The organism is Rhodococcus sp. B10 (assembly GCF_011770055.1).
Taxonomy (GTDB): domain Bacteria; phylum Actinomycetota; class Actinomycetes; order Mycobacteriales; family Mycobacteriaceae; genus Rhodococcoides; species Rhodococcoides kyotonensis_B.
Genome location: NZ_JAAFYV010000001.1, coordinates 182,422 through 195,228 on the forward strand (window position 1 = coordinate 182,422; position 12,807 = coordinate 195,228).

16 protein-coding genes are annotated in these 12,807 nt (G+C 63.8%); 9 read left to right on the forward strand and 7 right to left on the reverse strand.

Annotated elements, in window-relative coordinates; translation table 11 throughout:
* The first annotated feature begins 80 nt into the window (after positions 1–80).
* On the forward strand, positions 81–218 hold the full coding sequence (locus RhoFasB10_RS00505) for a hypothetical protein (RefSeq protein WP_167674650.1): 138 nt from the start codon (positions 81–83) through the stop codon (positions 216–218).
* On the opposite strand, the gene RhoFasB10_RS00510 is transcribed toward RhoFasB10_RS00505, so the two are convergent.
* Both RhoFasB10_RS00510 and RhoFasB10_RS00515 read right to left on the reverse strand, forming a co-directional pair.
* Positions 201–725, reverse strand: coding sequence for a peroxiredoxin (locus RhoFasB10_RS00510; RefSeq protein WP_114329791.1), 525 nt, complete (start codon positions 723–725; stop codon positions 201–203). The genes RhoFasB10_RS00505 and RhoFasB10_RS00510 overlap by 18 nt on opposite strands.
* A 24-nt stretch (positions 726–749) precedes the next feature.
* Positions 750–1,532 carry a tyrosine-protein phosphatase gene (locus RhoFasB10_RS00515; RefSeq protein ID WP_114329792.1) on the reverse strand — a complete coding sequence of 261 codons (783 nt, stop codon included), beginning with the start codon at positions 1,530–1,532 and terminating at the stop codon, positions 750–752.
* Between the two features lie 35 nt (positions 1,533–1,567).
* Here RhoFasB10_RS00515 and RhoFasB10_RS00520 point away from each other — a divergent pair, with 35 nt between their 5' ends.
* From RhoFasB10_RS00520 to RhoFasB10_RS00545, 6 genes are all read left to right on the forward strand, one after another.
* Positions 1,568–2,050: an Lrp/AsnC family transcriptional regulator gene (locus RhoFasB10_RS00520; RefSeq protein ID WP_167674652.1), complete on the forward strand. Its 483-nt coding sequence runs from the start codon at positions 1,568–1,570 to the stop codon at positions 2,048–2,050.
* A 113-nt stretch (positions 2,051–2,163) separates the two neighbouring features.
* Positions 2,164–3,369 carry a helix-turn-helix domain-containing protein gene (locus tag RhoFasB10_RS00525; protein ID WP_346764325.1) on the forward strand — a complete coding sequence of 402 codons (1,206 nt, stop codon included), beginning with the start codon at positions 2,164–2,166 and terminating at the stop codon, positions 3,367–3,369.
* A gap of 148 nt (positions 3,370–3,517) precedes the next feature.
* Positions 3,518–3,673, forward strand: coding sequence for a hypothetical protein (locus RhoFasB10_RS00530; protein ID WP_165839525.1), 156 nt, complete (start codon positions 3,518–3,520; stop codon positions 3,671–3,673).
* Positions 3,670–4,659: a TerC family protein gene (locus RhoFasB10_RS00535; protein ID WP_068431544.1), complete on the forward strand. Its 990-nt coding sequence runs from the start codon at positions 3,670–3,672 to the stop codon at positions 4,657–4,659. Before RhoFasB10_RS00530 ends, RhoFasB10_RS00535 begins: the two co-directional genes overlap by 4 nt.
* Before the next feature lie 89 nt (positions 4,660–4,748).
* Entirely contained in the window at positions 4,749–5,297 is a 549-nt protein-coding gene (locus RhoFasB10_RS00540; protein ID WP_068431545.1) for a DNA starvation/stationary phase protection protein, read from the forward strand.
* Between the two features lie 356 nt (positions 5,298–5,653).
* Positions 5,654–5,809 carry a DUF6131 family protein gene (locus tag RhoFasB10_RS00545; RefSeq protein ID WP_165839526.1) on the forward strand — a complete coding sequence of 52 codons (156 nt, stop codon included), beginning with the start codon at positions 5,654–5,656 and terminating at the stop codon, positions 5,807–5,809.
* A 61-nt stretch (positions 5,810–5,870) separates the two neighbouring features.
* On the opposite strand, the gene RhoFasB10_RS00550 is transcribed toward RhoFasB10_RS00545, so the two are convergent.
* Together RhoFasB10_RS00550 and RhoFasB10_RS00555 are read right to left on the reverse strand one after the other, a co-directional pair.
* Positions 5,871–6,305, reverse strand: a complete 435-nt coding sequence (locus RhoFasB10_RS00550) for an SRPBCC family protein (RefSeq protein ID WP_068431551.1) — start codon at positions 6,303–6,305, stop codon at positions 5,871–5,873.
* Positions 6,306–6,388: 83 nt separating this feature from the next.
* On the reverse strand, positions 6,389–7,411 hold the full coding sequence (locus tag RhoFasB10_RS00555) for an LLM class flavin-dependent oxidoreductase (protein ID WP_068431554.1): 1,023 nt from the start codon (positions 7,409–7,411) through the stop codon (positions 6,389–6,391).
* A 122-nt stretch (positions 7,412–7,533) separates the two neighbouring features.
* On the opposite strand from RhoFasB10_RS00555, the gene RhoFasB10_RS00560 reads away from it, so the two are divergent.
* Positions 7,534–8,892, forward strand: a complete 1,359-nt coding sequence (locus RhoFasB10_RS00560; protein WP_068431557.1) for an aspartate aminotransferase family protein — start codon at positions 7,534–7,536, stop codon at positions 8,890–8,892.
* Position 8,893: 1 nt separating this feature from the next.
* On the opposite strand, the gene RhoFasB10_RS00565 is transcribed toward RhoFasB10_RS00560, so the two are convergent.
* The gene (locus RhoFasB10_RS00565) at positions 8,894–9,925 is read right to left on the reverse strand and encodes a Gfo/Idh/MocA family oxidoreductase (protein WP_346764326.1); all 1,032 of its coding nucleotides are present in this window, start codon (positions 9,923–9,925) and stop codon (positions 8,894–8,896) included.
* Between the two features lie 240 nt (positions 9,926–10,165).
* On the opposite strand from RhoFasB10_RS00565, the gene RhoFasB10_RS00570 reads away from it, so the two are divergent.
* Positions 10,166–10,738 (forward strand): giguanylate cyclase, encoded by a 573-nt coding sequence (locus tag RhoFasB10_RS00570; RefSeq protein ID WP_254303656.1) that lies wholly within the window; start codon positions 10,166–10,168, stop codon positions 10,736–10,738.
* A 4-nt stretch (positions 10,739–10,742) separates the two neighbouring features.
* On the opposite strand, the gene RhoFasB10_RS00575 is transcribed toward RhoFasB10_RS00570, so the two are convergent.
* Both RhoFasB10_RS00575 and RhoFasB10_RS00580 read right to left on the reverse strand, forming a co-directional pair.
* Positions 10,743–11,495: an NAD-dependent deacylase gene (locus tag RhoFasB10_RS00575; protein WP_068432009.1), complete on the reverse strand. Its 753-nt coding sequence runs from the start codon at positions 11,493–11,495 to the stop codon at positions 10,743–10,745.
* Positions 11,496–11,610: 115 nt separating this feature from the next.
* Positions 11,611–12,693: a ParB/Srx family N-terminal domain-containing protein gene (locus tag RhoFasB10_RS00580; protein ID WP_240930800.1), complete on the reverse strand. Its 1,083-nt coding sequence runs from the start codon at positions 12,691–12,693 to the stop codon at positions 11,611–11,613.
* Between the last annotated feature and the right edge of the window lie 114 nt (positions 12,694–12,807).

Genomic DNA, 12,807 nt, shown 5'->3' on the forward strand with positions numbered 1-12,807 from the left:
CACGTTGCACGCGGCACAATTTCGGTCGCGTTCGGCGCGCCTCGATGGCATTTTCACCGATTCGGGAGCATGCTCGGTCGATGGAATCACCGAAGAAGATCGAGACGCTGTTCAGCCACAAGGATTCCGTGCAGGACGACGCGCCCACGCAGAACACCGAACCCGTCGTCTACAAGTCGTTGTTCAGCGGAGACGGAACATCAGGACAGATACCGTAGATAGTCCAACGACTTGTCCGCGTGCACGTTCGCGCGTTCGCTCGTGACCACCAGCCGCACGACGCGATTCGTGTCGATGACGAACGTCGTCCGTTTCACCGACAGCAGCCGACGCAGCAGCCCGCGTTCGACGGTGTGGGTTCGTCGCCGTTCGATGTCCTTCATCCGACGTCGCCGCATCAACCAGCCGCCGCGGCGCACGCCGAACTGCTCGGCCACCGAACCGTCCGAATCGGCCAGCAACGGATAGTCGAACGACCTCTGCAAGGCGAAATGCGACTGTCGATCGGTGGTGTCCGTACTGATGCCGACTCGCTGAGCGCCGAGCGATTCGAACGCGCGGCCCAGATCGCGAAAGTGGCAGGCCTCCGCCGTGCAGATCGGACTCGACGCCGCCGGGTAGAAGAACAGGACCACGGGGCCTCTGTCCACCATGTCACTCAGACTTCGAACGTTCCCCGTATGGTCGGGAAGCCGAAAGTCCGGCGCGGTTTCGCCAGTACGCATGCACGACAGGGTACGTGCCGACGTTCAGTTCTCGTCAACGAGCAGTGTTCGCTTCAACTTCTCCAGGTCGTCTGCGGTCACTCCGATCGCCCGAAGATAACCGTCGAACGAGCCGTGTTCTTCGGTCGCGACCTCGATTCCGTGACGGTAGTAGGCCTCGGTGACGCCGAGAACCGCGTCGGTCAACTCGACGGGCGTTCCACCTTCTCGCGGAGCCCACACCTGTTCGAGGTGGGCTCGCAGCGGCTCGATGGCGGTGTTGCTGGTCAGAAAGTCCGCGAGGACGTCGGACTCGGTGACCCCGACTGCGCGCAGGACGGTCGCGACGGTCCAGCCGGCACGATCCTTTCCCGCCGCGCAGTGCACCAGGACCGGGCCTTCGTCGTTGCTCAGCGACGTGACCACGGAACGAATCGCCGCGTGCGCGCCCTTCAGCGTCGGAAACGACGTGTACGCACGCATCATGTAGCGCAGCTGGGCCTCGGGGTCGACGCTGGCTCCGGCCTCGTGCGGAGCCCGCTCACCCCGGTGGTTGTGGTACGGCAGGTTGTGCACGACGACTCCGTCGGGTACGAGGTCGCGTCCGCTGCGCTCGATCTCCGAGTCACCACGCAGGTCGAACACGTGACGCACTCCGAGTCGGCTCATCTCGGCGCGTCCGTCGTCGTCGAGACGCGTCAGCTCGGACGACCGCAGCAGCACACCCGATCGAACCCGACGACCGTCCGCTGTACGCGCACCTCCGACGTCGCGGAAATTCCACGCACCGGACAACCGAAATTGATCGCGCACGCTCGTATCTGCCATGGATGCACAGTAACCAAGACGCATATCGTGGACCCATGACGGACCTCGACCGCACCGACGCTCGACTCCTCCTCGCGCTGTGCGACAAGCCGCGCGCGACCGGGGTCGAACTGGCGACGACGCTAGGACTCTCTCGAAATACCGTGCAGGCCCGCCTGACTCGATGGGAAGAGAAGGACGCTCTCACTCCGATCGACCACCGGGTGCGGCCCGGGAGTCTCGGCTACGCATTGCAGGCATTCGTGACCACCCGCGTCGACCAGCACAAGCTCGCCGAGGTCACCGATCACCTCCGCACGATTCCTGAAGTGCTCGAGGTGTTCGGTCTGTCGGGTGCGTCCGACATGCACATCCGAATCGCCGCGGTGGACGCCGACGATCTGTATCGCGTCGCCGGCCTGATACTGAAGATTCCCGGCGTCGAACGCACGAACATGTCGATCGCGATGAGCGAATTGATCCCGTACCGTACGACGCCCATCCTCGAACGCGCCGCAAGTTCGCCGACCAGCAGGTAGTCGGGTTCGGCGCCGCCCCCGACGCAGCGCCGACCCTGCTCGACCGTAGCCTATCTGCGCTCGCACACGTTGCCGTATACATGGCTGCTCGGCGGCCGCATACGATCGACCGGGTGACAGCCGAGTCGGATTCCGCGAGCAACGAGGACGCACGTCTCGAGGTTGCGCGGCTCGAGGTTGCGCGGCTCGCCGCGCTCGACGCGGGAGGACTGTCCACCGAGTTGCTCGGTGACTTCCTCGAAGTTCTGACGTCGGCCGTGTCCGCAGGTAGACCGTTGACGAGGCGTCAGCTCGGCACGTTGCGCATCAAGGGTGACGCCGCCGCACGTCAGGGCGTGCCGTTGCGTGCGCTGCTCGACCTGTACCTGTCGTCGGTGTGGCGACTGTGGCGCAACCTCCCGGCGGTCCTCGACGCGGAGCACGACCCGCAGGCTGTCGTCACCGCGGGCGAGGTGATGTTGCGCGCGTCCGACGACGCGGTCGCAGAACTCGCCGAGGGTTTCCAGCTCGCGCGACGGTCGCTCGTGCGCGCGGAGGTGTCGGCTCGACGCGAGTTCGTCGACGATCTGTTGTCCGGAAGCGCCGACGTCGCCGGTGTTCTCGGCCGCGCCGAGAATTTCGGTCTCGATCTGACGGGTCCGCATTGCGTCGCTGTCGTCGCCGCCGACGACCCGTTCACGGACGCGGGATCCGCGATCGTCGACGTCGAACGTGCCGTCGAAGGCAGCAAGGGCGACGCAGGCACTCTCGTCGCCAGCAAGGAAGGCAGGCTGGTCGTCGTCTTCTCCGCGCCGGACCAGCAGGCGGTCACACACGTTCTCGACGGCCTTCGAACAGCGATCAAGCAAGCACGCGTGGACGGCGACTGGTCGCATCGCATCGGCGTCGGCCGCACCGGGAGCAGCGCTGCCGGGGTGTCGTCGTCCTATCGGGAAGCGGTCGACGCGTTGGATTTCGCGTCCAAACTGGGCATGGACGCACCCGTCGTCGACGCGCGGGAACTCCTGGTCTACCGAGTGTTGCTCGACGACCGGCCTGCCATCACCGACCTCGTCGACACGGTGCTGACCCCCCTTCTCTCGTCACGCGGGGGTGCGGAACCGCTGCTGCAGACACTCTTCGCGTTCTTCGAATCCGGTGGCAACGCCGCCATGACGGCACGGTCCATGCATCTGTCGGTGCGCGCGGTCACCTATCGATTGGCCAGGATCGCCGAACTGACCGGGCACGACGTCGCCGATTCGGGTGAGCGGTTCGCGCTGCAGACCGCTGTTTTCGGGGCGAGGCTGCTCGGTTGGCCGGAGAATCGACGGCTCTAGAGCCGTCTTTGCCGGATACAGGCAAGGTAAGCGGACAAAACATGTCCAGCATCGGACGGTGTATTCCGTAACCTGCACAGGCAGAATTGGAGGAGCCGCGACGGGACGACCGTCGCAGATCGTACGATCGAAGGAGAATCCAGCAATCATGGCATCTCTGACCCAGCGATTGAAGAATTTCGCGGGCAGCCCCCAGGGCCGCACTCTGATCGCCAAGGCCAAGGCCTACGCAAGCAAGCCCGAGAACCAGGCCAAGCTGAAAAGCATCGGCTCTCGAATCACAGGTAAGGACACCCGCCGATGAACGTTCCCGTTTGGGCATGGGCGGCGTTTGCCGCCGTCGTCGTCATCATGCTCGCGATCGATCTCCTCGCTCACCGCGGCGCCCACATCATCGGCTTCAAGGAGGCCGCATGGTGGAGCGCGGTCTGGGTCGGTGTCGCACTCATCTTCGGCGGAGTCGTCTTCGCCACACTCGGTACGACAGCGGGCGTCGAATACACGACGGCGTGGTTGCTCGAGAAGAGCCTGTCCGTCGACAACCTGTTCGTCTTCGCGCTGATCTTCGGCTACTTCAAGGTGCCGCGTGAGTACCAGCACCGGGTGTTGTTCTACGGCGTCGTCGGCGCTCTGATCTTCCGCGGTATCTTCCTTGCCGCCGGTGTCGCGATCGTCTCCAAGTTCACCGTCGTACTGTTCGTGTTCGCCGCGATCCTGCTGTACAGCGCGTGGAAGCTGATGAAGGACGAGGAGGATTCCTACGATCCCAGCACGTCGCTCGCAGTTCGACTGCTCCGCAAGGTGGTTCCCGTCCGCGACGAGTACGCCGGTACGAAGTTCTTCGTCATGGAAGCAGGCAAGCGCGTTGCGACGCCACTGCTCGCGGTCGTCGTAGCCATCGAGGCTGCGGACCTCGTGTTCGCCGTCGACAGTGTTCCGGCCGTTCTCGCGGTCAGCGACGATCCGTTCATCGTGTACTCGTCGAACGCGTTCGCGATCCTCGGACTCCGCGCTCTGTACTTCCTGTTGTCCGGTCTGCTCGACAAGTTCCACTACCTGTCCAAGGGCCTTGCGATCATCCTCGGCTTCATCGGCGTGAAGCTGATCCTGCAGGCGAGCCACAAGGTCATCAGCACGTCCATCCCCGAGATCCCGTCGGTGGTGAGCCTCGTGGTGATCGTGGTGGTGCTCGCAGGTTCGATCATCCTCAGCATGAAGCGGCCGCCGAAGGAGGAGCCGGACGAGGTTCAGGCGGCACCGGATCAGCCGACCCTCACCAAGGACGACTGACCACTCTCTCACCGACACGCGGCCTCGCAGCCTTCATCGGCTGCGAGGCCGCGTGTTTTGTTCGATTCGAGCACGGGTAGTCGACCCCCATGACAAATTCGAACTCGTACACCGTTCCAGGAATGAGCACCGACGACGGCGCCCGTGTCGCGACCCTGCTGCAGGATCGCCTCAACGCGTTCAACGACCTGCACCTGACGCTGAAGCACATCCACTGGAATGTGGTGGGTCCCAACTTCATCGCAGTGCACGAGATGCTCGATCCACAGGTCGAAGCGGTACGAGGTTTCGCCGACGAGGTTGCAGAACGCATCGCGACGCTCGGATCTTCGGCGCTGGGCACTCCGGGAACGATCGTGAATCAGCGTTCGTGGGACGACTACTCCATCGGACGCGCATCGGCGATCGAACACCTCGGGGCACTCGACCTCGTCTACGTCGGCGTCATCGAGGACACCAGGAAGGCCATCGAGGAGATCGGCAAGATCGACCCGATCACCGAGGACCTGTTGATCGGTCAGAGCGGTCAGTTGGAGCTCTTCCACTGGTTCGTCCGCGCACACCTCGAGAACTCCGGCGGACAGCTCTCCACCGCAGGCGCTACGAGCGAGAAGCAGGCGGCGAGCGACGCAGGCTGATCCGCAGGCTCAGAGCGGTTGTCACGCCCCTGTCCCGGTTCTCGCGAACCGGGACAGGGGCGATTTTTTGACGCGTGGTTTGAAGCACAGCGGACGAGGGTAGTCGCGACTACCGGCGTCAGCGTCGGTGCAGGAAACGATCACCCTTCTGTGCGTTGCCCCAACGGCGCACGTGAGGTCGTTTCGTGGTCGGCTCAGATCGGCTATCGGAAAGGCAGCGACTGTGATGGATCCGAAATCTTCGGCAGCACCGTAGATTTCAGCCGAATCACGGTAGGTTTGTCAGCGATTGGCGATCGACGCAGATCAACTGGTGGCCGCTGGTAGCGGCCCACAATCGAAAAGAGGGAACCACAGTGATCGTCCTAGGAATCATCCTCGCACTCATCGGCTTCTTGGCGTCGATACAGATCCTCTGGATCATCGGCATCGTGCTGATCGTCGTCGGCGCAATCCTTACGTTGCTCGGAACCGCCGGTCGCGCGGTCGGCGGTCGCAAGACGTGGTATTGACCTTCGGGCACTGAAAACGGCCTCGACGCGTTCCGCGTCGAGGCCGTTTTCATGCGCGCCGCTACAACGCTTCGAGCACTTCGGTCATCGTCGGCACCACCTGATTGCCGACCCGTTCGAAAGCGAGCTTGGCCAGCGGGTCGGCAAGCTTCGCTGCGCCGTTGAAGGTGATGTCCGCGATGTACGTGATCTCGGTCGAATCGGGACCGGACGTCGCGAACGACAGGTCGTCGACCGATCGCGCCGTCTTGTTGGTTCCCTGGAACACAACCCTGTTCGGCTGGTCTTCCATCATTCGGTAGGTGAGTTCGGTACCGATTCCGAACAGCTTCGATTCGTTGTGCCATTCGGTGCCGACACCGATGGGACCTGGCGTCGACTGCACGCACTTCTGCGTTCCTGGATCCCAGTGCTCTGCGTGCGCGAAGTCTCGCAGGTACGAGACCACGATGTCGATGGGCTTGCGGACTACGAATGTTCGTCGAACTTCGACCATGGAGTGCCTTTCGCAGGAAGTCGGTGCCAGCACGCGGCTACCCGTTGCGTCATGGCCTCACACACCGATACTCGTGTGCGCCTTCACTTCTGCGCGGCAGACCACCCGAGCTTCGGGCCAAGGTTCTCGGCGATGTCGGTCAGGATCTGCACGTAGTCGTCGTGCTCGAAGCTGAACGGTAAGGCGAAGGCCACCTCGTCGACTTCTCGAAAGGCTTTGCCGGCGTACAGCATGTCGGCGATCTCGTCGGACGTTCCGACGAGATCAGGGGCGAACATCATGCGTGCGGGACCCTGGGGCTGCAGAGTTCGCTCGAATCTGCTCCGGGCGTACTCCCGATACTTCGAGACCTGCGCCGACGTAGCCGAGTCGGTCGGAACGACGACGAGCCCCTGCGACACCCGGGCACTGCCACCATCCGGATGGTGTTCGCGGAACCGCATGATGTGCGAGAACTGGATGTCGTCGAAATCCGTCGACTCCTCCGCCTTCACCACACTGCTGACGAGGAGGTTCATCGCGGCATCTCCTGCCCACTGTGCCGACCGTACGCTCGCGCCTCCGTACCACATTCGACGACGCAGACCGGGCGAGTGCGGTTGCACCCGGTCCGAGAACTGCTCGATCCCCTGCGTACCACTCCAGTCCGAGACCGGCAGCCCCTCGACGGCTCGCAGCAGCCGATTCACCCGCTCGTACCCGAAATCCTCGACGTCCGCCGTCTCCGGGTACAGCGCTGCCTTGACCCGTTCGTACTGCATGGGAACGCCGACACTGACACCGGCATTGAGTCGGCCGCCGCACAGAACGTCGACGGTTGCATAGTCCTCGGCCAGGCGGATCGGGTTCTCCCATCCCAGCGGCGTGACCGCTGTACCGAGCTCGATCCGCGACGTGCGTTGCGACGCGGCGGCCATGACGGCGATCGGCGACGAGATGCCGAACTGCAGGTGCCGGTGCCTCAGCCACGCACTGTCGAAGCCGAGCCGCTCCCCCAGCTCGATGATCTCCAATGTCGAGCGGTGGCCGCGCCCCGGGTCCTGCTCGTCGAACAACCCGATGGTCAGAAATCCCAACTTGCGCAGCGGTATCGAGCGTTCGGGCATGAAGGTCTCCGTGTCACGAAAAGAGATGCGAGTCGAACCGCCATGCTATTTCACCTTCGCCGAGGACGTCGACGCACCGCGGGACTACCATGGCGTCGACGAACCGACGAAGGACGCCGCCCATGACTCTGGACTTCGACGCACGAGATCACCTGTGGATGCATTTCGCCCGCATGGGTTCGTTCCAGGACAGGGACGTCCCCGTCATCACCAGGGGCGAGGGCAGTTACATCTACGACTCCCGTGGTCGCAGAATTCTGGACGGCTTGTCCGCGTTGTTCGTCGTGCAGGTGGGCCACGGACGCCGAGAACTCGCCGAGGTGGCGGCCGCGCAAGCAGCCGAGCTGGCGTACTTCCCCGTGTGGGGTTACGCGACGCCGCCCGCACTGGAGCTCGCCGAGAGGCTGGCGACCTACACACCCGGAGACCTGAATCGCGTCTTCTTCACCACGGGTGGCGGCGAAGCCGTCGAGAGTGCATGGAAAGTCGCCAAGCAGCATTTCAAACTCGTCGGAAAACCGTTGAAACACAAGGTGATCAGCAGGGCGACGGCGTACCACGGCACGACGCACGGAGCTCTGGCCATCACCGGGGTGCCTGCGATGAAACAGGCCTTCGAACCGTTGGCTCCTGGCGGCTTTCGGGCAGCGAACACCAACTTCTATCGGGCGGAAGCACATTCGGACGATCGCGAGGCGCACGCACTGTGGGCGGCAGACCGTGTCGAGGAAGCTATTCTGTTCGAGGGACCGGAGACCGTCGCCGCCGTCTTCGTCGAGCCGGTGCAGAACTCCGGTGGATGCCTGACCGCGCCGACCTCGTATTTCCGGCGCCTGCGCGAGATCTGCGACAAGTACGACGTCTTGCTGGTATCCGACGAGGTGATCTGCGCGTTCGGCCGTCACGGAACCATGTTCGCGTGCACCAAGTTCGGCTACACACCCGATATCATCACGTGCGCGAAAGGCATGTCGTCCGGGTATGGACCCATCGGCGCGATGATTGCGTCCGAGCGGGTCGTCGAACCGTTCCTGGCGGACACGACCACGTCGTTCACGCACGGCTACACCTTCGGGGGACATCCGGTGTCGGCGGCGGTGTCACTGGCGAATCTCGACATATTCGAACGAGAGAAGCTCAACCAGCACGTACTCGACAACGAGGACAGGTTCGAGAAGACCCTCGGTAAGTTGCTCGACCTTCCCGTCGTGGGCGACGTGCGCGGCGACGGCTACTTCTGGGCCGTCGAACTCGTCACCGACAAGGCAACCAAAGGCCGACTCGACGCGGCCCAGCGAGAACGCGTCGTCAAACAGTTTCTGCCATCGGCGTTGTTCGACGCCGGTTTGTACTGCCGTCCCGACGACCGCGGTGACGCCGTGATTCAGGTGGCGCCACCGCTGACGTGCGGGCAAGCAGAGTTCGACGAGATGGAGCAGATACTGCGCGACGTCCTGATCAGGACCGAGCAGCTGCTCTGAGTCAGGACGACGGTAGCTCGATCACCTGTCCGGTCTCGGCGGCACGTCGCGCCACGTCGAGCACCTCGAGGGTGTGAATGGCCTCCGACGCCGGTACCGGCTGCGGCCCTTCGCCACGCACCGCTGCGGCGAACGCACTGTAGTAGTCCTGGTAGCTGCCCTGCTCCGACGGGACCTTTCGGGCGCCGGCGTCGGTATACAGAGTGCCCCAACGGTCTTCGAGCTCGTACCCCCACGATTCGGGATCGTCCACCGGCCTGCGTCCGGCGAAGATCGACTGTGCCTGGACGTCGGTTCCGTCGGAGTAGAAGCTGCCGTCGGTTCCGTACACGCGTAGCTGACGGGCCTGGAAGCGATTGATCTTGGTCGCCGAGACGGTGGAGTGCACACCGCTTGCATGGTCGATGTCGACGACGAAGGCACTGTCCGTGCGCTGGTCACCGTCGCCGACCCAGTCCATCCGCGCATAGACCGACGTCGCCCTTCCGAACAGCCAAAGCACCTGGTCGACGAGGTGTGAGCCCAGGTCTCGAAGCAATCCGCCGGTCGGCCCCAACTCGAGCGTGGACGGCTCGTCCAGATCGAAGCGCGATTCGATGCGCCAGACACGACCGAGTTCTCCGCGATCGATCACGGCGCGCAGGGTCCTGATGTCCGCATCCCATCGGCGGTTCTGGAAGACACTGAGGAGCAACCCCGCCTTGTCTGCAGCCTCGACGAGATCGAGTCCGCCCTGCGGGTCCGGCGCGAACGGCTTGTCGGCGACGACATGCACACCGCGAGACAGTGCTTCGAGGACCAACTCGCGACGCGTCTCCGGCGGCGTCGTGATCGTGACTGCGTCGACACCCGCGTCGATGAGTTCACCGAGACTCTGGAACACAGGAGTGCCCGGCACGTCGCTCTGGACCTGGGCAGCACGCTCCGGCGACCGTGTCACGATGCCGACGAGTTCCACACCCTCGGCGGCTTGGACGAAGGGCACGTGAAAGTACCGACCACCGACTCCGTACCCGACAACTCCGATGCGCACCGCGCCCTCCTCGGTCTCCGAACGTATTTGTAAGACAACCGCACACATTACACAGTCGATACGGCCTCGAATCGACGTGCGAGTAGCCGGAATCGGCCTCGGGCCGTCCATGGTGGCGGCGCCGAAAGCCCCCGTCGAATTCGCACCACCGAAAGAGCAAACGAGCTCGGAGCCGGGTTGTCTGTGCTTCAATCGGGAAGCGGTACGAATTCCGAGGGGCGAATCGACATGATTGTTGCAGTGAAATCGTCGGAACAGCATTACGCGTGGGGAGTCGCGTTGATGTCGTCACTGGCGGTGACCGGCATTGTGCAGAAGGTCGTCGCACTGGCCACGCTGGCCATGGCGGTGGTCGTCACGTTGGAAATGGCTTTCGGTTACGGGGCGACGACGCCGATCCCGTCGGGCGTGCAGTGGGCGTCGATGATCGCCGCGTACATCATGGGTGCCTTTTGGATGTTCGGCCCGTGGCCGACATTGAAGCAAGCGTTCGCATTCGTCATGATCGCCGATCTCGCTATCTTCTCGGCGACCATGGTGGCGGACTTTCCACCCGAGATAACCCTCGGAAAGACTGCGTTCCTGATCGAACTCGGAATGTTCGTCGGCTTCTTCTTCGAACGGTGGATGCTCGCAACTCACGTCGTGTTCTGCATTCTCGCCGCGACAGTCATCGCCGTGTACGTCGTGAAGTACGAGGGCGTGTCCGTGCTGATGGCAATCGTCGTCTGGTCGCCGGTCGTGGTCTCGATCGGGGGCTTCGCGCTGTTACTCCACTTCGCTGCACGGTCCATGCGCCTCGAGTTCGAATAGGCCGTCAGAGCTTCGCGACCAGTGCCGGCAGACCGGTGGCAGCAGTGGTGCGCCATCGAACGTCGGCCATGTCCGAAATCTCGGTCTCGACCGGGTTGATCTCGACCACCTTCGCCCCGGTGCTGCGGGCCATGGCGGGCAAGCCCGCGAACGGGAACACGACGCCGGACGTTCCGACGACCAAGACCAAGTCCGCGTGCTCGACAGCGTCGACCGACGCGGACCACTGATCTTCCGGCAATGGTTCACCGAACCACACCGCACCGGGACGCATCGGCCCGCCACATTCGGGGCACGACGGCGGCGGCACCCGGTCCGTCTCCTCGTCGACGATCTCTTCGTCGGGCTGCGAACGAACGCCGCATTCGGAACACCGCGGATCGAACAGACTGCCGTGCACGTGCGCGAGCACGGTCGAACCGGCCCGCTCATGTAGGTCGTCGACGTTCTGCGTGGCGATGTCGAGGTGTATTCGCTTCTGCCACTCGGTCAACGCGTAGTGACCCGGGTTGGGTTCGGAGCGCCGTACCAGTTCGGCTCGCCACCGATACCAGCCCCACACGAGGTCCATGTCCCGTGCCCACCCGTCCGGGCTGGCCAGATCCGCGGGCTCGAAGTGGGACCACAATCCGGTCTGCGCGTCCCTGAACGTGGCGATGCCCGATTCCGCTGACATGCCTGCCCCTGTCAGGACTGCGACCCGGGACGCTGCGCGGGCGAGCTCGATGACAGCGTCCGGTACTTCGACGTCGACCATGCGCGCCAGTGTCCCACGGCCGACCGACACGTTCACCTGAACCGCCCTCGGAGGACCGATGAAACAGATGGAGCGGCGGCCGACATCGGCCGCCGCTCCATGATGCGGAGTCGGGTCAGTTACCCAAGCCCGACTTGTAGAGCAGCGCGTAGGCGAGTTTGCCCGGCTTCGCATCCGAGTACGGAGCCGACAACTTGCCGAATTCGCCCTTGGTCGTGGCCTTTCCGTCGTTCCATGCGTCCAGGGCCCCGAGTTCCGCTGCGGTTCTCCCGTTGTCGATCACCGCATCCTTGGGGACGGCAACCTGTGCACGCGAGACAGCCTCGACGGTCGCTAGGTAGCTGGCAAGGTCGTTGTTGTTCCATCCGCTGATGTCGACGGCGCCGGAGTCACGAACCCAAGCTCCCCAGTAGAACTCCTGGAACGCAATCGATCCGGGAGTGAATCCGATGTCACGAGCGAAATAGGTCAAGCTGCGGTACTTGTCGTCCTGGAAGTTGGCGAGGCCCACACCCGCAGGCAGTTGCTCGACTGGAACCTCGGAACCGTTGACGTCGCGGTTCCAGACCCACTTCTCGGCCTGCATCTTCGCCCAGAAGTCGGCGGGGCTCAGATCGCTCAGGTTCGCGACGACGCGCAGTCGAACGTGCAGGTTCGGTCCACCGTCGGCAGTCTCGTAGAACGACGTCAGCGTGTGATGGCCGTCGGTCAGATACGGAACGCCGCCCGGGCCGATCACGACGGTCTTCATTGCGGCGATGCTCTCGTCGGTTTCCTGTCCGACGGGCAGTGCGCAGGTGAACGACGCGGGGTTGTCGAGACGAGCATCGGGTTGAGCAGACGCAGCCTCGAGCTGGCCGTTCGCCTCGCACCAATCGTCGAACTTCTTGTTGATCTCGTCCTTGCCCTGGCTGTAGCGGCCGAGCTTGTAGTAGACCTCGTCGTATCCGAGCGACGGCTGGGTCGCGCGGACGTCGCCGATACGCATGTCGAGCAGTTCGCCTGCTTCGGCGCAGCCGTACTGCGTTGCATTCGCCGAGCCTGCCGAACCCGTGGGCAGCACATCGGCGATCTGGCACAACAGCGGAGCTGCCGTCGCGGGTGCCGCTGTGACGACGTTGGTAGCCAGCGTGGTCGTCGCCGCGGCGAGGGCGAGTGCACCCATCGTGGCCGCCCGGCGAATCGATGCGGTGAGCATCTGTGAGAACTCCTCGAATAGGGAACGTGCGAGGGGTCAACCGTCGCCCAGCCCGCAAACCGGCCGGTGACCATGACATGTCCGGACGGTGATCCACAGATGAACGGACGTGAG

Bases quoted from the DNA above. Each gene is read 5' to 3' on its own strand.
- RhoFasB10_RS00505 (WP_167674650.1), top strand. From the start codon at position 81: ATGGAATCACCGAAGAAGATCGAGACGCTGTTCAGCCACAAGGATTCC.
- RhoFasB10_RS00510 (WP_114329791.1), bottom strand. From the start codon at position 725: ATGCGTACTGGCGAAACCGCGCCGGACTTTCGGCTTCCCGACCATACG.
- RhoFasB10_RS00515 (WP_114329792.1), bottom strand. From the start codon at position 1,532: ATGGCAGATACGAGCGTGCGCGATCAATTTCGGTTGTCCGGTGCGTGG.
- RhoFasB10_RS00520 (WP_167674652.1), top strand. From the start codon at position 1,568: ATGACGGACCTCGACCGCACCGACGCTCGACTCCTCCTCGCGCTGTGC.
- RhoFasB10_RS00530 (WP_165839525.1), top strand. From the start codon at position 3,518: ATGGCATCTCTGACCCAGCGATTGAAGAATTTCGCGGGCAGCCCCCAG.
- RhoFasB10_RS00535 (WP_068431544.1), top strand. From the start codon at position 3,670: ATGAACGTTCCCGTTTGGGCATGGGCGGCGTTTGCCGCCGTCGTCGTC.
- RhoFasB10_RS00540 (WP_068431545.1), top strand. From the start codon at position 4,749: ATGACAAATTCGAACTCGTACACCGTTCCAGGAATGAGCACCGACGAC.
- RhoFasB10_RS00550 (WP_068431551.1), bottom strand. From the start codon at position 6,305: ATGGTCGAAGTTCGACGAACATTCGTAGTCCGCAAGCCCATCGACATC.
- RhoFasB10_RS00555 (WP_068431554.1), bottom strand. From the start codon at position 7,411: ATGCCCGAACGCTCGATACCGCTGCGCAAGTTGGGATTTCTGACCATC.
- RhoFasB10_RS00560 (WP_068431557.1), top strand. From the start codon at position 7,534: ATGACTCTGGACTTCGACGCACGAGATCACCTGTGGATGCATTTCGCC.
- RhoFasB10_RS00575 (WP_068432009.1), bottom strand. From the start codon at position 11,495: ATGGTCGACGTCGAAGTACCGGACGCTGTCATCGAGCTCGCCCGCGCA.
- RhoFasB10_RS00580 (WP_240930800.1), bottom strand. From the start codon at position 12,693: ATGCTCACCGCATCGATTCGCCGGGCGGCCACGATGGGTGCACTCGCC.